23 protein-coding genes are annotated in these 21,545 nt (G+C 43.1%); all 23 read right to left on the bottom strand.

The features are described 5' to 3' along the window. Positions 1-62 precede the first annotated feature (62 nt). Positions 63-1,346, bottom strand: a complete 1,284-nt coding sequence (locus ACESR9_RS00305; protein WP_373104860.1) for a glycosyltransferase — start codon at positions 1,344-1,346, stop codon at positions 63-65. After that, positions 1,306-1,962 (bottom strand): hypothetical protein, encoded by a 657-nt coding sequence (locus ACESR9_RS00300; RefSeq protein WP_373104859.1) that lies wholly within the window; start codon positions 1,960-1,962, stop codon positions 1,306-1,308. The genes ACESR9_RS00305 and ACESR9_RS00300 overlap by 41 nt, the downstream gene beginning before the upstream one ends. Continuing rightward, complete coding sequence (locus ACESR9_RS00295; protein WP_373104858.1) at positions 1,955-3,097, bottom strand: glycosyltransferase; 1,143 nt, start codon at positions 3,095-3,097, stop codon at positions 1,955-1,957. Before ACESR9_RS00295 ends, ACESR9_RS00300 begins: the two co-directional genes overlap by 8 nt. Next, positions 3,097-3,870, bottom strand: coding sequence for an SDR family NAD(P)-dependent oxidoreductase (locus ACESR9_RS00290; protein ID WP_373104856.1), 774 nt, complete (start codon positions 3,868-3,870; stop codon positions 3,097-3,099). The genes ACESR9_RS00295 and ACESR9_RS00290 overlap by 1 nt, the downstream gene beginning before the upstream one ends. 361 nt (positions 3,871-4,231) lie before the next feature. Next, entirely contained in the window at positions 4,232-4,642 is a 411-nt protein-coding gene (locus tag ACESR9_RS00285; protein ID WP_223141934.1) for a hypothetical protein, read from the bottom strand. Between the two features lie 56 nt (positions 4,643-4,698). After that, on the bottom strand, positions 4,699-5,064 hold the full coding sequence (locus ACESR9_RS00280; protein ID WP_347112589.1) for a hypothetical protein: 366 nt from the start codon (positions 5,062-5,064) through the stop codon (positions 4,699-4,701). Positions 5,065-5,163: 99 nt separating this feature from the next. Next, positions 5,164-5,949, bottom strand: a complete 786-nt coding sequence (locus ACESR9_RS00275; protein WP_003003291.1) for an L-threonylcarbamoyladenylate synthase — start codon at positions 5,947-5,949, stop codon at positions 5,164-5,166. A 98-nt stretch (positions 5,950-6,047) separates the two neighbouring features. Beyond that, entirely contained in the window at positions 6,048-6,638 is a 591-nt protein-coding gene (leuD, locus tag ACESR9_RS00270) for a 3-isopropylmalate dehydratase small subunit (RefSeq protein ID WP_251458204.1), read from the bottom strand. Positions 6,639-6,649: 11 nt separating this feature from the next. Further along, positions 6,650-8,032, bottom strand: coding sequence for a 3-isopropylmalate dehydratase large subunit (gene leuC, locus ACESR9_RS00265; protein ID WP_373104855.1), 1,383 nt, complete (start codon positions 8,030-8,032; stop codon positions 6,650-6,652). A gap of 24 nt (positions 8,033-8,056) precedes the next feature. After that, on the bottom strand, positions 8,057-8,335 hold the full coding sequence (locus tag ACESR9_RS00260) for a DUF1294 domain-containing protein (RefSeq protein ID WP_373104853.1): 279 nt from the start codon (positions 8,333-8,335) through the stop codon (positions 8,057-8,059). Between the two features lies 1 nt (position 8,336). Next, positions 8,337-9,374 carry a 3-isopropylmalate dehydrogenase gene (leuB, locus tag ACESR9_RS00255; protein WP_373104852.1) on the bottom strand — a complete coding sequence of 346 codons (1,038 nt, stop codon included), beginning with the start codon at positions 9,372-9,374 and terminating at the stop codon, positions 8,337-8,339. A 12-nt stretch (positions 9,375-9,386) separates the two neighbouring features. Further along, on the bottom strand, positions 9,387-10,949 hold the full coding sequence (locus ACESR9_RS00250; protein WP_373104850.1) for a 2-isopropylmalate synthase: 1,563 nt from the start codon (positions 10,947-10,949) through the stop codon (positions 9,387-9,389). Between the two features lie 284 nt (positions 10,950-11,233). After that, the gene (locus ACESR9_RS00245; RefSeq protein ID WP_373104848.1) at positions 11,234-11,866 is read right to left on the bottom strand and encodes a YpmS family protein; all 633 of its coding nucleotides are present in this window, start codon (positions 11,864-11,866) and stop codon (positions 11,234-11,236) included. After that, a complete protein-coding gene (locus ACESR9_RS00240; RefSeq protein ID WP_373104846.1) occupies positions 11,835-12,677 on the bottom strand; it encodes an SGNH/GDSL hydrolase family protein in 843 nt (280 codons plus the stop codon). The genes ACESR9_RS00245 and ACESR9_RS00240 overlap by 32 nt, the downstream gene beginning before the upstream one ends. 14 nt (positions 12,678-12,691) lie before the next feature. Continuing rightward, positions 12,692-13,960, bottom strand: a complete 1,269-nt coding sequence (locus ACESR9_RS00235; protein ID WP_373104844.1) for a dihydroorotase — start codon at positions 13,958-13,960, stop codon at positions 12,692-12,694. An 11-nt stretch (positions 13,961-13,971) separates the two neighbouring features. After that, the gene (locus tag ACESR9_RS00230; protein WP_003003493.1) at positions 13,972-14,436 is read right to left on the bottom strand and encodes an NUDIX hydrolase; all 465 of its coding nucleotides are present in this window, start codon (positions 14,434-14,436) and stop codon (positions 13,972-13,974) included. Between the two features lie 9 nt (positions 14,437-14,445). After that, a complete protein-coding gene (locus ACESR9_RS00225; RefSeq protein WP_373104841.1) occupies positions 14,446-15,099 on the bottom strand; it encodes a uracil-DNA glycosylase in 654 nt (217 codons plus the stop codon). Between the two features lie 130 nt (positions 15,100-15,229). After that, positions 15,230-16,735 (bottom strand): glycosyltransferase-like membrane protein, encoded by a 1,506-nt coding sequence (locus ACESR9_RS00220; protein ID WP_340280673.1) that lies wholly within the window; start codon positions 16,733-16,735, stop codon positions 15,230-15,232. 838 nt (positions 16,736-17,573) lie between these two features. Beyond that, positions 17,574-18,065 carry a DUF3592 domain-containing protein gene (locus tag ACESR9_RS00215; protein WP_031575802.1) on the bottom strand — a complete coding sequence of 164 codons (492 nt, stop codon included), beginning with the start codon at positions 18,063-18,065 and terminating at the stop codon, positions 17,574-17,576. Positions 18,066-18,121: 56 nt separating this feature from the next. Further along, positions 18,122-18,721, bottom strand: coding sequence for a hypothetical protein (locus ACESR9_RS00210; RefSeq protein ID WP_031575799.1), 600 nt, complete (start codon positions 18,719-18,721; stop codon positions 18,122-18,124). A gap of 142 nt (positions 18,722-18,863) precedes the next feature. Further along, a complete protein-coding gene (pyrE, locus tag ACESR9_RS00205; RefSeq protein WP_156672249.1) occupies positions 18,864-19,496 on the bottom strand; it encodes an orotate phosphoribosyltransferase in 633 nt (210 codons plus the stop codon). 231 nt (positions 19,497-19,727) lie between these two features. Further along, positions 19,728-20,420: an orotidine-5'-phosphate decarboxylase gene (pyrF, locus tag ACESR9_RS00200; RefSeq protein ID WP_013903499.1), complete on the bottom strand. Its 693-nt coding sequence runs from the start codon at positions 20,418-20,420 to the stop codon at positions 19,728-19,730. Between the two features lie 179 nt (positions 20,421-20,599). Beyond that, the gene (locus ACESR9_RS00195) at positions 20,600-21,538 is read right to left on the bottom strand and encodes a dihydroorotate dehydrogenase (RefSeq protein ID WP_373104839.1); all 939 of its coding nucleotides are present in this window, start codon (positions 21,536-21,538) and stop codon (positions 20,600-20,602) included. Positions 21,539-21,545 lie beyond the last annotated feature (7 nt).

Raw genomic sequence — 21,545 nt, 5'->3', positions numbered from 1 at the left:
ATGTTCATTAAACAGAAGATCTATGGAAGAAAGCAAATAGGAGTCTCTCCCTCCTCTTTCTTCTATAACTTCACTTTCAGGAGTCTCTCAATTTCTTGATAAAGAATCTTTGTTGGCTGGTAGGCTTTGCTTTTCTGAGCCAGAGCCTTTAGGTGCGACCAATCTTCCCGAGAAACCAATTCATTAAATAAGCGCAAAACTTCGGAATCTGTCTTTTTACGAGAAACCAATCCTACTTGGAATAACTCAGCCCGAACCGCATTGTCAAACTGGTCATAGTCCTGGGGCAAAATCAGACTAGGAATCCCCTCTTCGATACACCCCATCAAAATCCCAGCACCTGCATGATGAATGGCAAAATCCATTTGATCCAGAACATCTGAATAGGGGAGGTAATCAAAGATCAAAAGATTCTCCGACAACATCTTGGGTGGATTCTCCAAACCATTAGGGTCGCCTAAGGTTACGTAAAAGACATAGTCAGGATGTTCTTGGCTCAAAAGCTTTGCAAACTCTATCATCCGCTCTTTTTCCCACTTTAAATGGGTCCCACAGGTAACGAGGACCCGCTTTTTAGAACTCGTAAAATACTGTTTCTGTTCTTGAGGAAGGTGGTCAAAAGAGAGACAGCGATAACCGATCCATTTGAGTTGGGATGGAAAATCGTCTCGAAACTCCAACTCTTTCATGCCTAGAGCCAAGATTGAATAGGGAGAATAGATCGCTTCTGTCCCATCTTCACGGTACAATTTGAAATCCTGTAGGGTATCGAGATTCTTCTTAACCAGCGCTAATCCAACCTTCTTTGCCAGACGGATAACTTGTCTGCCCAGAGCATCTCTCCACTTGTAGAGGATTCCCTGATGCGGTTTCCAGCCACCTAGATAAGCAGGCGTTGTCGTGCGACTTTCAATCGCTACTGGACTTGGAATGGTCGTAATCCAGGGAATGCCCAAACGATCAGCTAAAACACCAGCAGGAGCTGCTACGAAATCTGCAATAATCAAGTCTGGTTGTCCTTCAGAGTCCCAAATTCGATTTATCTCGTTGAAAACTTCAGGAATCAGTTTGCTATTAGCCCCTAATTGTTGGTACATGATAAAGAGATTTGCTTGCTTGGCTGTATTGGCTATATCTTCCATGACTGTCGGACGGTCAGGAAACAAGGCAAGGCAGTCAAAACCAATCTGCTCAACCAATGCCTTTTTCTGAAAACCTGTGATGACTCGAACCTGAAAACGAGGATCCTCCAGCAAGGGCTTGACCAAAGTCAAAGTCGGAAATAAATGACCACTAAAGGGGACGCTAATCACATCGATTTTTATCACTTTGTCTAATCCAGTCATAGATGATTCCTTTCACATCTTCTCTGTATTCATAGCTATAATGATTCGTATCCACTTGGATATCCGCTGAATGGCGGTCCAAAATTCGTGAATAAGGATCTTTTTTGCCTTTGATAACCAATACCTCTACCTCCTTTTGACGTAAGAGAAGCTGGGAAACAGGTCCAAGCGCTATCACGCGCAACCTTGGCAAGGATACCTCCTTCCCTACATTTCTAAGCCACTGCGTCAGCATATTAACCCCTGAACTCTTACAAACAAGAACCACCTCCTGCACTTCCAGTAAGGGAGACAAGTGTTGTTGTATGAGCTTTTGAAAGCGAGGGTTCAAAATGGTATGCCAATAATAGATGATATTGGATGCAGAAGCCGACATTAGGGATACTTGAGGAAATTTTATATGTTCAAAATCTTGATTGAAGGGAAAATTACTCTCTACTACTCTATAACCTGATGGACAAATCGCATGGAGGAGGTCTAGCTGCCCAGCTGTCAGCCCGGCACAAGTGACATCACTGCTCCCACTGAGAAAGAGAACCAAGCGATTAGAGTTTAGCATGGTATAATCAAGAGATAAAGCAGACAAACGGTCTAGATAGGACTTCATCTTACTCATAACGAATCTTTCCGTCCGTCACACGAATCTTCCGCCCCCGCCAGTTTATCACAGGAGGAGTCATCAGAACATAGATAAACAGCCAAGGAAGCAGGAGATCATTCAGCACTTCGTAGATGACTTCATCCAAGTGTAGGCGATTGGATAGGATGCTTTGTCGATAGAGGAGCATCCATACTGCCTTGAATACTAGTAAGCTTAAGGCTAGAAGAAGATAAGGCCATCCTAAAATGATACTTAAGATCAAAGTTGGAAGAGGTAGAAAACTCGGTAAACCTATGAGACTAAACAGCTTCCAATCCAGGTGTTCTTTGAGATAGATAGAGCTAAAGAGAAGCCAACGCTTCATCTGGAGCAAATATTGCTTGGCATCCTTGATAGTGGTTCGAACATTACAGGTGACCCGTGTTTGGATAATGGATACTCCTTTACTCCTTAAAAAATCGGCTACGGCTAAATCATCACATAGATAATCCTTAATCGCTGTGAAGAGCTTCTGACCTTTTGCAAGTTCCACCGGCAGGATATAAAACATCCCATTGATGGAGTGATTCGCCTCAACTTCTGCCATGGTAAAATAGGTAATAAAGGAATTGCCATTAACGAATGCTGCGACCAGCTTGGACCAGAAATTGCTTCTCTCCTGGTTATAAGGAATACCTGTCAGAATGACCTCTTGACCCAAATAGGCGGTCAGCTCACCCATTTTAGAAAAATCAATCACACTATCATCGTCCAAAACAATCAGATAAGGCCGGGTCAGCTCCTCTACAACCTGCTCAATCTTGTAACTCTTGGGATTAATCCCCTGAGGGACGTCTTCAATGAGAAAAATTCGAATGCGTTGGGCAAAGGAAGCCTCTTGGCAAATCTGATCTGCTACTCGTTGGGCTTCTATATCAGACTGATCAATCAACCAGTAGAATTCTACTGCTTCAGTTTGCTGGAGATTGGCCCGCAAATCACTCTCTAAACGAGGATCCCCAGAAAGGATGGGTTGAACCACCGTAAAAAGCTCTTCTGGGAAGTCCGCAATATGAGCCTGACCTCTTTTATAATAAGTAAAGGACAGCAACCAACGGATGAGAAATAAGAGAAGATAAGCAACGGCTAAAAATATAAATATGAATTTCATCAATTAAGTCCCTTTCGTAAATACCTGGCGAGGACACGAATGAGCCATCTTTGGGGAAGCAGTCGACCTAGCCAAACTAGCAAGCGATAGCGAAGGCCGATAATCTCATAGGAAGTATCCCCTTCTATGAATCGGATCAACTGCTGAGCGACTTTCTCAGGCTTCATCTGCAAGCGACTGCCACCCAATGCTTCTACTAGTTTTTGGGGAAAAATAGCTGTTTGGACTGGTCCAAGAATATAGAGACCTAGCTGAATCGGGGAATCTGATTGCCTCAGTTCCTCCTGGAGAGCAAGAGTGTAGGTCTGCAAGGCAGCCTTGCTAGCACTGTAGGCTGCTAGATAGGGATGAGGAAAAAGAGCTGCCAACGAAGACAGCTGGACCAGCTGGATCTTCTGATTCTTTTGCACCACCTGCTTGATTAGCTGGACTGGTCTATGGTAGTTGACTTGCCAGAGGTCTTGCTCACTAGCTGAATCAAGGTCACATCCTAGGGAAAAATAGGCTAGTCCCGCACAATTGACGAGAAGATCAGCTTCTAGACTCTCTACAAAAGCTTCTAGAGCCACTTGATCTAGCATATCTAATGTTAGGATTGAAAGCTGCGCCTTACTCCCAGTTAGTTCTTTTTGGACTTGGGAGAGTTTGTCAGCATCGCGACCCACTAAAATCAGATGCTCCAAACGTTGTGCCAATTCTTTCGCTAATTGCCGGCCAATCCCTCCTGTAGCGCCTAAAATGATTGCTTTTTTTATAGTATCTTCTATCTTCATAGCTCTAGTGTACCAAATTTCAAGCAGTTAGAAAACTCTTACTACCATTTCTCCAGCTTTACAGTTCAACCCCTACTTGTCAAAAAGGTCTCTAACGTAAAAATAGAGTCCTTTTGTCTATTTTCCAACTGTACTTCGATAACTACTAGCTATTAGGCGATCAAATAGGAAAGGTCGGTTCAATAAAACTACTGGAGCTGTGACGATTACAAATAGTAGCAACATAAAAAAGCAAGAGCAAACAAGCAGAGGAACAAGAGTCTACCTGTAGCTTTATTAAACTCATTCATTATAGTCACTAGGCCCAATGGAATCAAGAAGAAATAGGTATCTCATAAGATTTCTCTTAGATCGGCATCCACTATAAAGCATCGACTAGGTCCATCAGTATTTCCATAGGTGTTTTTTTCCTACGACCATTAACAGTTTCGATCATGTGATAAACTTTTAAACGATTGTCATTGCTAAATACAAACTCAAAGCGGAATTCGCGTCCGTTGGGTGCCACTGTATCAAATTTCGTTTTATATTTATCATGAACGGGGCTAACTGGAAACTTATTGAAGAGCAAGCGTCGTTTCTCCCCTGCTTCTTTCAAACAGTTTTCTAGCTCCTGACAATAGTTATAAAACAGCTGATAGAGATCCTCTTCTGAAATTCTTCTTCTCCGAACTAATGATGTAAAATCCGAAAAACTTCTGCGAGGAATTTCAATGCTAAATGAGAAGCCCTCCTGATTGATTCTTTCTAAAAATGCATCTCTTGAAATCATAGAACCACTCTTTCTTTTGTCAATCTGTAGTGAACCCTTATTGTTTCTATACATCGTCAATCCATAATGTAATCAAGCAGGTCCATCAGGGTGAGTTTCTTACGACCATTGACTGTCTCAAATAGATTATAAACTCTTAGTTCTTGATTCTTTTTGAAAGCAAACTCAAAGCGGAACTCGCGGCCATTGCATGCAGCTACATAAAATCCGGTCTGATACTTCCTCTTATTCACTACAGCTTGCATTTGCCGGTCTTCTACCTCTCTACAAAGTAAAAGAAAGATCTGATAGAGTTGCTCCTCAGAGAGCCTTTTTCTTCGAACCAATGACTTGAAGTTATTGTACGTCCACCATGGGATTTGGATGTTGAAGGAAAAACATTCCTGATTGGCTTTATCGATAAATGCTTTTCTGGAGACCATACTAACTCCTCTTCTATTGGAACATCGTTTGACTTTATTATACCATCTTTTATCCTTTCACAAAAAAAGCATCCCAAATGGAATGCTTTTTTCTGTTTCTTAATAGTATTCCCCTTGGCGGTAGTTCCAAGAGTTGAAATGATCAGATAAGTGCATCATGATCTTATCGATATCCAATCCTTTACGGATCACAACTGGACAAGTATTGACAGAACGGCTACCTGCTCCTTGTTCTGGAATCAGTTTTCCTTCGGCATCAACCATAGAGACCATCACACCTTGTTCATAGCGAGTTTCAATGGTCTTGTCTGGTTGGATAGAAGCTACATAATCATCTGCTTCGATGACCAAGTCCACGGCACCTTCGATGCGCTCACCAATTCCTTCGACCTTCCCGCGGTTTCCTTTACCGGAAGGGTTGGCTGAAGAAGCGTAAACCATCTTGCCTTCTTTTTCCCACATTTCTTTGGCGATTTGCTCACCAGCTTTACCAAATTTGATGACAAAACATGAAGTTCCACGAACGTCTGTCATGAGTTCTTCACGTCCATCTCCGAAAGCTTGCAATTTTGCATAGGCATCTTCACGCCAAGGAAGGATACAACCAAGCAAGATATCTTCATCCCAATGTTTTTGGTAGAAGGCTTCGATTTCAGGATTCAATTGTGCAAGGGCACGAAGTTCATCCATACTTCCGCAGAGAACCACACCTGGTTTGTTGCGGTTGCGTTCTTTGGCTTCGAATTTACGTTCCAAGCCAGCCTTGTCACTGGTCATGATGATGTAGCCAACTTTGGTAGGGCAAACGATACAGCCACCCTCTCCTTTAAGAATGTCAAATCCTTCTTGTGAAAGTTGTCCGTCCCATTGAATGTGTTTTGTCATAAGTCTCTTTCCTTTTCCATTCTTTTTAGTATTGTATCAAAAAATAGTCTCAAATTCAATATATTTTCAGAAAATTCGTAATTCAGTATACAATTTTATCATTGCCAGTAAGCTGGCCGGTTCTTCTCATAAGCTGCAATCAAGTCTTCGTACTGAAGCGTAATCCCGATATCATCCAAGCCGTTGAGCAATTTGTGTTTCCAATCTTGATCGATCTCAAAGCGAAACTCTCCAACAGGCGAGATGATCTTCTGCTCTTCCAAATCCACCGTCACTGGATCTGCCGGCTTCAAACTTGCCAATTTTTGACGAACCTCTAGTGGTTGGACAATCGGCAGCATCCCATTATTAAGCTCATTATTGTAATGGATATCTCCGAAAGATCCAGCGATAACGACTTTAAAGCCATAATCAGCTAAAGCCCAGGCTGCGTGCTCCCGAGAGGAACCAGCCCCAAAATTGTCACCAGTGATCAAAATGGTTGCCTTGCGGTATTCTGGCTTGTTAAAGATAAAATCTGGATCCTCAGTATACTGGTCATCCAAATAGCGCCAAGCATACATGAGGTATTTCCCAAAACCTTTTTTATCAATCAACTTTAAGAATTGCTTGGGGAGGATTTGGTCGGTATCAATATTATCGTTCATCAAAGGAACTGTTGTTCCTGTATAAATGGTAAATTTCTCCATGCTTCCTCCTTTTACTCGACTTCCGGCATTTGCCGCACATCGACAAAGCGACCGGCGATTGCTGCTGCAGCGGCCATTGCTGGGCTACAGAGATGGGTTTTAGCCCCAAATCCTTGGCGGTCTTCAAAGTTCCGGTTGCTAGTAGAGGCACAATGGACCCCATCTGGAACCTTGTCTGGGTTCATTCCTAGACACATAGAGCATCCTGGATCACGCCATTCAAAGCCCGCATCCATAAAGATCTTGTCTAAGCCTAATTTTTCGGCGGCTTGCTTAACCGGACGAGAGCCAGGTACCACAATAGCAGTTAAGTTGGGCGCAATTTTTTTGCCTTTCACAAACTTGGCTGCCAACTCCAAATCGCTGAGACGCGCATTGGTACAAGAACCGATAAAGATATAGCCTAATTCAATGTCTGCTGGTTTTTGGCCAGGTTCGAGATCCATATAATGATAAGCCCGTTCATCATTCATGTCTCGTATCTCTGGAAACGGAGTCTCAAAGTCCACTCCCATTGAAGGGTTGGTTCCCCAAGTCACCATCGGAGCAAGATCAGATACATCCATACGGATGACCTTATCATAAACGGCATCGTCATCACTAACCAGAGTCTTCCAATCAGCTACTGCGGCCTCAAAATCATCTGGCACACATTCACGTCCTCGGAGGTAGTCAAAGGTCGTCTCATCAGGATTCATGATCCCCATTTTGGATCCGAACTCGATCGACATGTTGCAGATGGTCATGCGTTCTTCCATGGTCAAGCGATCAATTGCTTCTCCCCGATACTCTACGACATAGCCAACTCCACAAGCAACACCGTAGCGCGCTATCAAAGCTAGGATGTAATCCTTTGAATAGATCCCTTTTTGTGGGGTTCCAGTGAATTCAACCAACATTTTCTTTGGTTTGACTTGCCAGATGGTTTGGGTGGCAAAGACATGCTCCACTTCACTGGTTCCAATCCCAAAGGCTATGGCACCAAAGGCTCCGTGGGTGGCGGTGTGGCTGTCTCCACAGACAATAAATTTTCCAGGCTGGGTCCGACCGGTTTCAGGGCCCACCATATGAACGATTCCTTGCTTGGCAGAACCATGGGCAGCATGATCAATCCCAAAGTCCACCACATTCTCAGCTAATTTATCAATCTGGGCTTTTGAAATCACATCTCGAATATCAAAAATATTGACCGTTGGAACATTGTGATCAAAGGTTCCAAAGGTTAAATCAGGTCGTCGGACCTTACGTCCTGCATCCCGTAATCCTTGAAAGGCTTGCGGACTCGTCACTTCGTGGATATAGTGTTGGTCCACATACATGAGTTGGGGTTGCCCTTCCACTCCTGTAATCAAGTGGCGGTCCCAAAGTTTATCAAAGATAGATTTTCCACTCATCGTCTTTCTCCATTTATCTTCTTGTTAGGAAATCCATTGAAGGATTAGAAAGAGGGCACCTGCTAAAAGAAGGCTACTGCCCCACCAAGTAACTTGAAAATACCATTTCCGCACCTTGTGGTGAAAGAGATATCCACCTAGTAGAGCTCCGAATCCACCAAGCAGCCAGCTCTCGAGTAACAGGACCTTTTCAGGAATCCGCCACCTGCTTTGGATAGCTTTTCGTTTATCTAAACCATAGGTCAGAAATACGATACTATTCCAAATAGCAATAAGAACTAAACAGCGATCTCTCCAAGTCATCTTAGAGATTCCCAATAATGGCTGCAGTCATCTCTGCAGTCGAAGCCTGACCACCTAGATCACGTGTCAAGATTCCTTGATTCAAGGTTTGATTGACGGCTTCTTCGATCATTTCTGCACCTGCTGTTTCTCCAAAACTATCTCGGAGCATCATGGCAACAGACAGGATCATGGAAATCGGATTGGCAACGCCTTGACCAGCAATATCAGGTGCTGAACCATGAATCGGTTCGTACATACTTGGTCCTTGGTCAGAATGACTGGCAGATGGCATCACACCTAGTGTTCCAGGAAGGACGCTGGATTCGTCAGATAAGATATCTCCGAATAGATTTTCTGTCACTACAACATCAAAGCGGGCTGGATTGGTAATCATGATCATGGCCGCACTATCGACAAGCTGGTGCTCTAAAGTCACATCTGGAAATTCTTTGGCAACTTCTTCTGCCACTTGGCGCCACAATTTAGAAGTTGCAAGGACATTTTGCTTATCGATACTGGTCACTTTCTTACCACGTCCTTGCGCGATCTTGAAGGCTTGGCGCATAATCCGACGGATTTCTTCTGCACTGTAATCATTGATATCGCGTGCTGTATCTTCTTTCAAGATATGCTCTCCAAAGTAAATCCCACCTGTCAATTCACGCACGACCACAAAGTCGACACCCTCGATACGCTCTGGTTTCAAAGGAGACAAGTGTTTCAAGGCGTCAAAAATCCGTACAGGACGAATATTGGCAAAGAGATTTAATTCCTTACGAATAGCGAGCAGGCCTTGTTCTGGACGAACAGGAGCATTGTCATATTCAGGACTCCCGATGGCTGCGAGAAGAATAGCATCCGCTCCTTTAGCTGCTTTTAGAGTATCTTGGGGAAGTGGGTGGCCAGCGGCATCAATTCCAGCACCCCCAAAAGGTTTGTCTTCTAGACTATAATCAAAGCCAATTTTGGGAGCAACGGCTGCGAGGACCTCTAGTCCAGCTGCCATGATCTCAGGGCCAATCCCATCTCCTGCAAGTGTTACAATTTTCTTTGTCATGTTTATTTCCTCTTAGGCTTGTGGAAGATCACGGTAGGAGACAGCTCGTCCCATCTCACCCGCATTCTCTTTTTGAACCAGCGTGTTGGCATTGATATAAGCAATGGCAGAGGCTTTCAATACGTCAAAGTCCAAACCAGAGGCATTGAAAATCGTATCTGAATCGACATTTTCCACGGATACCAAGACACGGGCTTGGGCATCGATCCCATCAGTCACTGCATCGATATTATAAGATGTCAAGCGAACAGTTTGGTTGAAGAATTTATCAATCGCATTAAAGATCGCTTCAACTGACCCTTGACCATTGGCAAGGAATTCAAGCACTTCCCCTTCTTCATTGCTGAGGCTAACCGCTGCTGTAATCGTTTCGTCTGCGTTGGTTGTCAAGCGGAGATCGTTAAATTGGAATCCTTCTGGATTTTCCACTGCTGTACCGGCAACAAGGGCGCGGATATCGGCATCTGTGATTTCGTGTTTCTTGTCTGCCAGAGATTTGAACTTAGCAAACAATGGCTTGATGTCCTCTTCTGTGAAATCCAGTCCCAACTCATGCAGTTTTTCGACAAAGGCATGGCGACCAGACAATTTTCCAAGAGGGAGACTATTGCTCTTAACACCAACCAACTCAGGCGTAATGATTTCGTAGGTAAGAGGATTTTTAAGAACTCCGTCTTGGTGAATCCCAGACTCGTGTGAGAAGGCATTGCCACCAACAACCGCCTTGTTTTTAGGAATTGGAATACCAGAGTAACGAGAAACCAACTCAGAAGTGTTGATGGTTTCATTTAGGACAATCGGACTTTCAACTTGGAAATAGTCTTCACGGATATTGAGAGCAACCGCTACTTCTTCAAGCGCCGCATTGCCGGCCCGTTCACCGATGCCATTAATGGTTCCTTCGACACGACGGGCACCATTTTTAACAGCAGCGAGGCTATTCGCCACCGCCATACCTAGGTCATCATGGCAATGAGGTGAATAGATAATCTCGCGATCTGTCTTGACATGGTCAATCAAGTATTTGAAAATGGCACCGTACTCCGCTGGTGTCGTGAAACCGACTGTATCAGGAATGTTGATGTAGCTAGCACCAGCATCAACTGCAGTCTGTACGACTTGCAAGAGGAAATCCAATTCTGTCCGGGTCGCATCTTCTGGTGAGAATTCCACAATCTCAAATTTTGAGCGAGCGTAAGAGACGTGCTCTTTGATCGCTTCAAGGATTTCTTCCTTTGTCTTGTTGAGTTTAAACTCCCGGTGAATCGGACTGGTTGCGATAAAGACGTGAATTTGTGGATACTTAGCATCCTTCAAGGCTTCATAACAAGCATCAATATCTGATTTGACAGAACGGGCCAAACCTGTCACGGCTGTCTTGGTCAAGACCTTGGCAATCTCTTGAACAGCTGTGAAGGAATCAGGACTAGCTGCAGGAAAACCTGCTTCAATAGCAGAAATGCCCCACTTTTCCAATTGTTTAGCAATGGCAATCTTTTCTTTGATAGAGAAATTAACTCCTGGAGTCTGTTCGCCATCCCGAAGGCTGGTATCTAAAAATTCAACTTTACGCATAGGGTCTCCTCATTTCTATGTAGTGGATATAAAGAAAAACATCTCACTCGGTTAACCAAGCGAGATGTTTTTGCCCGCTTGGTAAGCCAAACAGGACTAATGCTTCTGCACTAGCCCTTGTACCTCAACAACAAAGCAAATTGAATAAACTTAGCTGTTTTCATGTTTGACTTTCTCCTTTGTTCAATGTCTTGTTTAGTATTTTAGCATAGGGAAAAAGCAATGTCAAGAATTTTCTGTAATATTCTGAATTTTTTGAATAGAAACAAAATAGAGCTTTCGCTCTACTTCTTCTGATACAAATCAAAAACGATCTTGTCATTATAGAGATCAATGGTATTGGCCTTAACATAGATTCCAAAGTCATTGTCAATTTCTGGCAATACAATGGTGATGGTAGACTGCTTGGGTGAGATCTGAACAAATTTTGGGATATTTTTATTTTTACTCAAGAGCTGCAAGATCATCCTTTGTGGAATTTGAAAGGTTCCAACTGAAAAATCCTTCACCGTCAAGAGAATGTTCCCATTTTCCAATTTGGATGGTTGAAAGTAAATGTATAAGGGATAATCCTTCCCCAAGAGACTCAACTGTCCTTCTAATAGGATTTGCTGATTGTCCGCATAGACCTTGTAGTCGGACAGCTTATATTTTTTCAGTAGCGATTTGATAGTATCATTGAGTTGATCCCGAGTCGTTGTCATGGTTCCAACTTTGACATCTTTGGTTCCAACTGCTTGATGAAGCTGACTAACATCTTCTCTTGGCATCGCTAAGCGTCCTTGCACAACTATAGCGAAGGCTAAGAGAAGACTGACCAAACCTAAAAATAACCATTTCCAAATATTGATTTTTTGAAGGAAGGGGACCTTCTCTTTGATGGGATTATTTTTGACTCCAAGTTTTCTTCGTGGCATTGATTTTCTCCAATATTGCTTGTTTCATCTTTTCATAGCCCGTATTGTTAGGGTGGAAACTATCCTCTTCATACAGGGCATCATTGATAACGGTTGTCTTCCCGTCACTGATTTCTGATACGCCCATTTGGCCATCAATTCCTTTATAGAGTAGATCATTGATCGGAACGAAATAGACCTGATCAAATTGCGCGATGGTTTCTTCTGTCGTCTCATTCCAACGATCTACAGCCGTCTGGATACTAGTTAATTCAGGAAAATTCAGGTAAAGAGGATTGTAGATCCCCACTACATAAATAGGAAGTTGGGGATTGTCCTTTCTGGCCTTTGTAATAATTTCTTTGAGGTTCGCTGTATAATTCTTGAGCGGTTTTTGGATATCTGATAGAGAAAAATCACTCAAATGATCAACAACGACTTTGCGCAGATCATTTCCCCCAACCGTTAAGGTCATGACACGCGCCTTTTTGAGATCCTTCTGAAGATCTGTTTGCTTCTTGAGTCGATCTAAGATCTGAGCACTTGTATTCCCAGCTACTCCATAGTTGACAGGTTGGTACTGGCCATCATTTTCATTGGACAGACTTTGGGCGAGGATGGGCACAAAGCCCCCTTGCTTGGTGCTATCCCCTACTCCTTCGGTCAGTGAATCACCTAGAGCTACATAAGTATAGGTGATTTCTTTCTCAGCCGTTTTGGGCTTGGTCATGCGAGGGGACGCAGTTGGTAGCAGAGCACGAAATAGAAAGACAAAGACAAGAAGGCTGGTTAAAAAGAAAACCAAGCCTTGTATCATTTTTTTAAGATTCATATGAATACGATCGCTTATCCTTGAAAAATCACTTGTCCATCACAGATTGTATAAGCAACTTTTCCTTTTAATGTTTCACCCACAAATGGTGAATTGCCCGCTTTTGAAGCGAAATGATCCGATACCAGACGATCTGCTTCTGGATCAAAGATGGTCAAATCTGCCGGTCCATCCACTGCGATATAGCCAGCATCAAAATCATAGAGACGTGCTGGATTATAGGACATCTTTTCAAGCAATTGCATCAGGCTTAAATGGCCAGCATGCACCAAGTAGGTCAAACCAAGAGAAAGCGAAGTTTCAAGCCCAGTCATTCCAGATGGTGCTTTGGTAATATCAGGAACATTCTTCTCATCCGCATGGTGAGGCGCGTGGTCAGTCGCAATCACGGAGATAACGCCTGACTTCAAGCCTTCAATCACTGCTAGACGGTCAGATTCCAAGCGAAGAGGTGGGTTCATCTTGGCATTGCTTCCCTTAGTCAAGAGCAGACTTTCTGTTTTCGAAAAGTGTTGAGGTGCCACTTCTGCCGTTACATGAGCTCCTAATCCTTGGGCAAATTCCACCACCTTGACACTTTCTTCCTTGGAAAGGTGTTGGATATGGAGGTGAGCACCTGTCGCATGGGCAATCATGGCATCCCGCGCAGCCATTGAATATTCGGCTACACCCGTCGCCCCACAGACATGGAAGTGTTCCTTGGCAATGTTTTCATTCAAACCAAGAATGCCATTCAACTCAGGGTCTTCTTCATGCAGACTAATAAAGGTTCCTAGGCGCTTAGCTTCTTCCAAGGCTTGGCGGACAACCTTAGTGCTTTGAAGAGGAATCCCGTCATCTGAAAATCCTACTGCACCAGCCTTAAGCAGTCCTTCAAAATCTGTCAGGTGTTGACCGTCAAAGTTCTTAGTCACTGTCGCTACCGTATGAATGTGGAGATTTTCCTTGGCTGCAGAAGCTAAGACTTCCTCTAAGGTCGTAATATCTGAAATGGTCGGATTGGTATTGGCCATCATAACCACTCGGGTAAAACCACCAGCAGCTGCGGCTAAGGCACCCGTATGGATGTCTTCTTTATGGGTTTGACCGGGTTCACGAAAATGCACGTGTACATCGATCAATCCAGGAGCTACAACCAGACCAGTAGCATCAAGGACTTCTTGTCCATCCGTTGGGAGGTTTTCAGCGATCTCTACAATTTTCTTTCCTTCAATGCGAAGATCACAGACTTGATCCAAGCCAGTTTTGGGATCCATTACGCGACCATATTTAATGACAACCATTGCATTCTCCTTTATTCATAAAAATCAACATGCGACTCTAACAAACGGTCGCCGTCATAGCGAAACATTGCAGAAAAGAAGGGTTTATCCTCCAACAACCACTCGACAAAGGTGTGGTCCCCTTCCCAGGTTGGTTTTGAGAGGACTTGATCATAAGGTACCCACTCCAAGGTCCCTTCGTTACACTCGATCAGTTCTCCCTCAAAATCTGTTACCTTGAAGACATAGGTATACCAGTCCAAATCTGGAGTAAACTCCGGAAAGGTAATGATCCCTTTCAAAACTGGCTTGGCTCTAAGGCCCGTCTCCTCAAAAATCTCACGCGCTGCACACTCCTGTGGGGTTTCCCCGCGTTCTAATTTTCCACCAACTCCGATCCATTTACCTTCATGGACATCATTGGGCTTTTTATTTCGATGCAACATGAGAAATTCTTTCCCATTGTCAATGTAACAAATCGTAGCTAATTGTGGCATTTCTTTCTCCTATCTTAACCAATCAATCGGCTCGCGTCCCGCCTCTGTCAAAAATTGATTGGTTTTTGAAAAGGGTTGGGAACCAAAGAATCCTCGGTAGGCCGATAAAGGACTTGGGTGAGCTGATTCAAGGACCAAATGTCGATCGTGGGTAATCAGCGGCTTTTTCTTACGGGCATAAGATCCCCAGAGGATAAAGACAACAGGCTCCTCCAACTCATTGACCACCTTGATCACAGCATCTGTGAAAGGCTCCCAAATTTGTCCTGCATGACCATTGGCCTGACCAGCTGGCACTGTCAAACAGGCATTGAGTAAGAGCACTCCTTGCTCTGCCCAAGAAGTCAGATCATGGGAACGCTTCTCTCCGATATCTGAGCGCAATTCTTTAAGAATATTTTGCAAAGAAGGCGGCGCTGGTACATGATCCGGAACAGAAAAACTTAAGCCCTGCGCTTGATCCGGTCCATGGTAGGGATCTTGGCCTAAGATCAAGACCTTGACCTGATCCATCCCTGTCGTCTGCAAGGCCTTAAAGACCTTGTCACGCGGTGGATAAACCACTCCTTTGCTGTAGACTTCATTCATAAAGTCATTGATCTGGTGAAAATACCCTTCTGGAAGATGGGATTTGATGGCTTCATGCCAGGGTGAATGCTGCATGGAAACTCTCCGCTATCCAATAAATTCTTACCTTCCATTATACCACATTTGGCGCAGATCCACTGGATAAAAAAGAGGCTGGACATTTTTATCCAACCTCAATTTCTGCCTGTCAAACAAGCCAGAGCTTTTAGGTATTTTCTTTCTTGGTAAATCCTGCTAGACCGATCGAAGCGACTAGTAAAATTTGCGGTAAGAATTGGATGAGGTAGCGGGTCTTCCCTCCTTCAAAGATGGTTAAGAAGAGCAAGCCACCAAAAACCGCTAAGGAAAGGAAGTTAAAGTCATCTGTATCTCGACGTTTGAGATAAGCTCCAACCAAACCAGCTGATAGGACGATCCAGATCAGCTGCTTGACAAATTCATAATACCTGTACTGCGGGCGATCAATACTAAGGAAATAGGTCCGCACCCATTTTGCAAGACCATTATTTTTAGTCAGGGGTGCATAGAGAGGATTGATAAAAGGCGTCTTCTCATACTCTACATCTCGGTAGAGCCAGCCCAGGGTTCCTTCTGCTACCGTCAAGGATTGCTTGTAGTAGATATGCCCGATCAAACCGAACGGTCCGTACTCCTTGAGACGGCGCTTGATTTCTTTGATCACATTTTCTTTTTTAAAGAGGCCATTGTTGTAATCCGATCGCTTATCCTCATCAATATAGGCTAGCAAGCCTTCTTTCATATCTTCTTGGTTGTGCCCCATATCTGTCAAGCCCAGATTGATAAACAAGAGTGGTCCTTTAGCCAGCCCTTCTTGTTTCAAGATCGGCACAACTCTTTGATGATTAACCGCTGTATTCAATCCTGCAAAGACAAATCCCGTCATAATCACGGTCACCGTAGCAATCTTGCCAAAGGCCTTCCAATTTCCTCTGAAGAAGAGTACAGCCCAAAAGGCAATCATGACAATAATGGTCGTTGGACGGATCAACATGGATAGGCCAGATAAGATGCCCAAGCCAACTATCTTCTTCCAAGAGATGCTTGCTTGGTCTTCCTTCAAGAGATCCAAGGCCCACCATAACTGAAGAGCGATCAAAGGAAGCGGCGGAATGTCCGTGTACATGGAATAGAAATACGGCGAGTAACAGATCAAGCTCACATAGAAGAGATAGACTAGATCAGCCGTTTTTTGATTGAAATGCTTCTGGGACAGCTTGTACAAGAGGACTGCACCCAGATTGACATAGAGGATATTGAGAGCCTGCATGACCCACAGACCGCTAGAGCCAAATAAGACATAGAAAAACTTCTCGTAAAGAAAGAGCGGAATGTTATTGGGATTGCGACTGAGGTAGTTGGTGATAGAGGATTGCTTAAGAAGATCAAAAGCCCCTTTGAAAACAACCGCAGCATCCCGACGGATAAAGAGCTCCGCACAGACCATAACAATCAACTGAAAGACAACTGCTCCATACAAGAAGCCTTTTTTATGCCGGGTCAACCAAGCAAAGGCACTCTTTAGCCCATCGCGTTTCAGCCAGGCTAGCAGAAATAGCAATCCAGCACCTAAAATGGCTAGCCATGAAATCTCTCTCAGATAGGTCACACTGATCAAGAACCAGTGGACCATCACTAGCAACATGACAACATGAAGCATCCCAAATAGAATACGTTTACTTTTCGATAACATAGGTTCATTATATCAAAAAAACAGCATTTCTGCTGTTATGGGGTGGTACGAAATCATTCAGTTCAGGGAAATATCATTGTTATTTTCGATCATCCTTAAAATCAAACTCTATTTCCCGAGGCTCTGTGAATTCAAGGCCCCTATAAAAGAGAACGACCAACAAATATAAAATCAATCCCAAAAACAAGCGCATTTGAACAAAATATGCTAAAAACAGGACTATCATGCTTAAACAAATCAGGGCAAACAATTGACGTTTTCTCATTTTTCGCATTCACCACACCTCGGTTCCATTTGCTGTTTTTTGAAGATACTCTGTAGGCTTTATCTGACCAACTAATGCTAGTTCTGCTCCATTTTTTCAACAAACCATTTCAACTGCACATATCTGGCAATAGTGACCAACCATAAAGTGATCATAACTGCAAAGAGAAACAAAAGGACATTTATCGCTCCTTCTCTAACATTCAAATCAAGATTTGCTTTCCCAAAGAAAAGATCCATGGGAAGGATCTTTCTATATGTCCTTGCTAATAATAAACCTAATGGAACACCAATCAAAGAAGAAACATTTGCTGGTGCTTTCTTTGAAAAAAATTTGATCTTTAAACGAATAACTGGTCTGGTACACTTTTCGGTATCTGTCGAAAGGGATTTTACTATTGCGTTTGATAATAAATTCTTCCCCTTGATCTGTTACCAACAAAAAGTAGCCCCAGAGAGGCCTTTTCCCATTCAAACTGATATTAAAACATGTTCCTTTTGTGAGCATTGAAAATCCTCTCATTCAACCAAATATATATGAATGTGCTTTTTATTTAAGATGGGTCCGAACAATTCAACCTAACAAAGCTAGAATGCATACTAACCCAAGATAAATTCCAACCGTTAGAGTCATTCCGATTTTATAGAAACCGACTAAGCCGGCATACCGTTCGACAAAACCAATCTGTGGGTCGACTGGATTATAAAAGACTGTCATAGGAAACCCAATTGGGAATATCATCCGCAAATCCAGATTTTTACCTGCCCCAAGAACATAGGTTCTATCGAAAACATTGGTTTGTCTTGACTTAGAAGAAGTCTCTCTGAAATAAGCGTAGGTAAAGGTCTTTTGGTATCTTTCACCCTCGACTTGATACTCCACCACAGGCAGAGAAATAAGCAGTTGATTTTTGGAATCAAAAGCAACTACTTCTCCCAGAACTTTTGCGGTTGATTCTGTTTTCACTTTTATTTCACGGCGATACAAGGTGTAAAAGATAAGCAGCATGATCAAGAAAACAAGGGTCAAGATTCCCAAACTAAGCCAGAATGTTGTTACTGTCATTTGTTTTTTACCCTTTCACATAAACTAGTTGAATTCAAACCACTTGAAAAGTCATCTTACTCTCCTCTTTTCAACCAATTCTGTTGCTGTGCTTTTTCTGCAAGATCTTTTGCTTTATTAAGATCCAGTGAATTTGAATCTGATGGGGCATTGGATTCGATTTCTTCTTTCAATTCTTGCAAGGTTTGAACGTCTTTCGGAGTTAAATTAGAGACTGTGCTAGATCTTTTTTCTGTTGAATTTTCTGGCACAGACTGGATCTCGCGATAGGTTTTGATCACTTCAGTTCCTGCGTCTGTTGTCGGAAGAGGACGATAGAACATGAAGAAACCAATAATTACAATGATGAAAGATAGAATCGATATCCCATTTCGTTTTTGAATTTCTTCCTGAGGAATTTCTACTCCTTTTGTTGATAAATTCTTCCATTCTGGATGTTCCTTCTCAGCTGCTTTTTTCTCATAAAAGACAGGTGCAATCAATGACTGATTGATGAAGGTGAGAGTTCCAAGACAGGTTATAAAAAAGGGCACTTCACGAGAGTGGCTAAGCAATATCTGAATATAAAATACACTAGCAATTATACCTAGGACGATAATAATTGTAAATCTAATTTTAAATTCCTTCTTCATTTGCAAATAATCTTCTTTTGTCATCTTATTCTCCCTTAAAAATAGTTTTTTCTTCATCCATAAAAACAATTACTACTATCATACCGGATTTTACTTTGAGATTCAAGTTAACCACCAACTAGTGAAAAGAGTATAAAAAAGAAGCGTTAAAAACGCTTCAGTTGTATTATTTATTTTGCCAAGTTTCTTGGTTTTCCTTGAAACGGTGTAACAACTCTAAACCTTCAGAAGTGATGTAACCTTGTTCTTCCGCCAAGTGGATCAATTCTGTATAGTTAGACAAAGTTTCAAGTTGAACGCCAGCTTCCGCAAATTTCTTATCTGCCTTCTCCAATTGGTAGGTGAAGATAGCAACCACACCAAGAACATCCGCTCCTTCACGCTTGGCAGCTGCGACAGCATCCAAGACAGACCCACCAGTAGAAATCAAATCTTCCACTACAACCATCTTTTGACCTTTTGGTACACGTCCTTCGATTTGGTTTCCAGCACCGTGGTCTTTTGGTTTGCTACGAATGTAGGCAAATGGCAAGTTCATCTTGTCCGCAATAATGGCTCCGTGAGGAATCCCTGCAGTTGCAGTTCCTGCAATCACTTCTACTTCAGGGAAAGCTTCCTTGATTTTATCTACAAATCCATTTTCGATCAAGGTACGAGTTTCAGGATATGCGAGGGTTACACGGTTATCTGTATAAATTGGGGATTTGATCCCAGATGCCCAAGTAAAAGGTTCTTCTGGTTTCAAATAAACCGCTTCGATTTTCAAAAGATGGCTAGCAATATCTTTAGCTAATGACATGACGACTCCTTTTTACGATTTTAATCATATACGAATTAAATCATTTTTTGATTTAAACAACAACAATTCAGGTTAGTGAACGCGTTAGGGAAGGTCCCATCGGACTTTTTAATTTCCGACACTTAGTTGAAAGAAACGATCATTTTTTTTCAACTAAGTTAGTGAATAGTTTAGGAAAGATCCCATCGGACTTTCCGTAGAACGTCTTGAAGCATAGCTTCTTAGACGTTCTTAACTATTCCACTGTCTCTTAATTTCATGGTAAGCGTCCCATGGGTTTTCTGCTTGGATGATTGGGCGTCCAACGACAATATAGTCAGATCCAATTTTATGAGCTTCTTGTGGGGTCATGACCCGTTTTTGGTCGCCGATTTCAGCTCCAGCAGGACGAATCCCTGGTGTGACACAGACAAAGTCTGATGAAGTGGCATCCTTGATCAAGGCTACTTCATGGGCTGAACAGACAACGCCATCCAAGCCTGCTTCTTGGGCCTTGCGAGCATAATTAACTACAGACTCTTGGACCGTTGTTTGGATGTTTTGGCAATCACGCATGTCTTCTTCACTGGTAGAAGTCAACTGGGTCACGGCTACCAATTTAGCTCCTTCACCAAGAGCTGCCTTGGCTTCGCGCATCATCTCTACACCACCAGCTGCGTGAACTGTCACCATATCTACTCCGAAAGTCCCCAGTACGGACATGGCTGATTTGACTGTATTTGGGATATCATGCAATTTTAAATCAAGGAAAATGCTGTGTCCAAGCCCTTTGAGGTAATGTACAATTTCAGGACCAACTGCATAGAAAAATTCCATTCCGATTTTTACAAATAATTTTTCGTCTTCTGGAAAATGCTCTAAAAAGTTTTTGACATCCTCGAAAGCTGGGAAGTCAAGGGCGATAATAGGACGTTCTTCACGCATGGATTACTCCTTTTTTGATTGATCATTTTGTCTACAAAAAAACCTTGCACGAGGCAAGGTTACACGAAAATTAGGTAGGAACAACTACCATGATTCACCGTCTAGACCTTAGGAGCCTCTCTGGACTGCTTTAAAGGTTTTTATTTATTGTAGTACGATATTTGGGAAAAGTCAAGGATTTACAGTAGATTTTCCCGTACATGTTTTCGGAAGTTCTCAAGGGTGTCAATACCATAGCGATCCATGACCTGTGGCAGATCTTCGATGATGGTTGGACAAGCATAAGGATCGGTGAAATTAGCGGTTCCAACTCCAATCGCAGAGGCTCCTGCAATCATCATTTCAATGGTTGCTTCTGCTGAATCCACACCTCCCATTCCGATAATTGGAAGTTTAGTGGATTGGGCAACCTGGCGGATGAGTTTCAAAGCAACTGGGAAAACAGCTGGACCCGACATGCCTCCGGTTCCATTAGCAATGATAGGCTTACCAGTCTTGAGGTCAAAGCGCATCCCAACCAAGGTATTGATCATGGTTAAGCCGGTCGCCCCTGCATCTTCTACTGCTTTTGCGACCTGCGTGATGTCTGCTACACTTGGTGTTAATTTGACATAGACAGGGACGGAGGATGCTTCTACCGCTGCTTTCACAGCCGCATAGGCCAATTCAGGAACTTGCCCGATTAAAAGACCGTTGTTCCCATGGTCTACGTTTGGACAAGAGATATTGAGCTCAATTGCTTTGACATTTGGCGCTTTCGAGATCTTGCCTGATACCGTTGCATACTCTTCATTGGAGAAGCCAGCTACATTGGCAATAATCGGTAGATCTGGATAATGTTGAGCCAACCAAGGGAGTTTCTCTGCTAGGACCACGTCTACGCCTGGATTTTGGAGACCAATAGCATTGAGCATGCCGGCAGGCGTCTCAGCAACTCGTGGAGTCGGATTTCCGAAGCGAGCCTCAGCAGTTGTCGCCTTGATCATGATGGATCCAAGCAGGTCTAAGTCATAGTATTTGGCATATTCTTGACCAAAGCCAAAACAGCCAGATGCCGGAATAATCGGGTTTTTCAAGTCTAAACCAGGTAAGGATACGGCTAGTCGATTTGCTGTCATAAGGTCC

The sequence above is a fragment of the Streptococcus parasanguinis genome, from assembly GCF_964238605.1.
GTDB lineage: Bacteria > Bacillota > Bacilli > Lactobacillales > Streptococcaceae > Streptococcus > Streptococcus parasanguinis_AJ.
The sequence above is the reverse complement of the archived record's forward strand: the minus strand, read 5'-3'. Positions and strand labels throughout refer to the sequence as shown.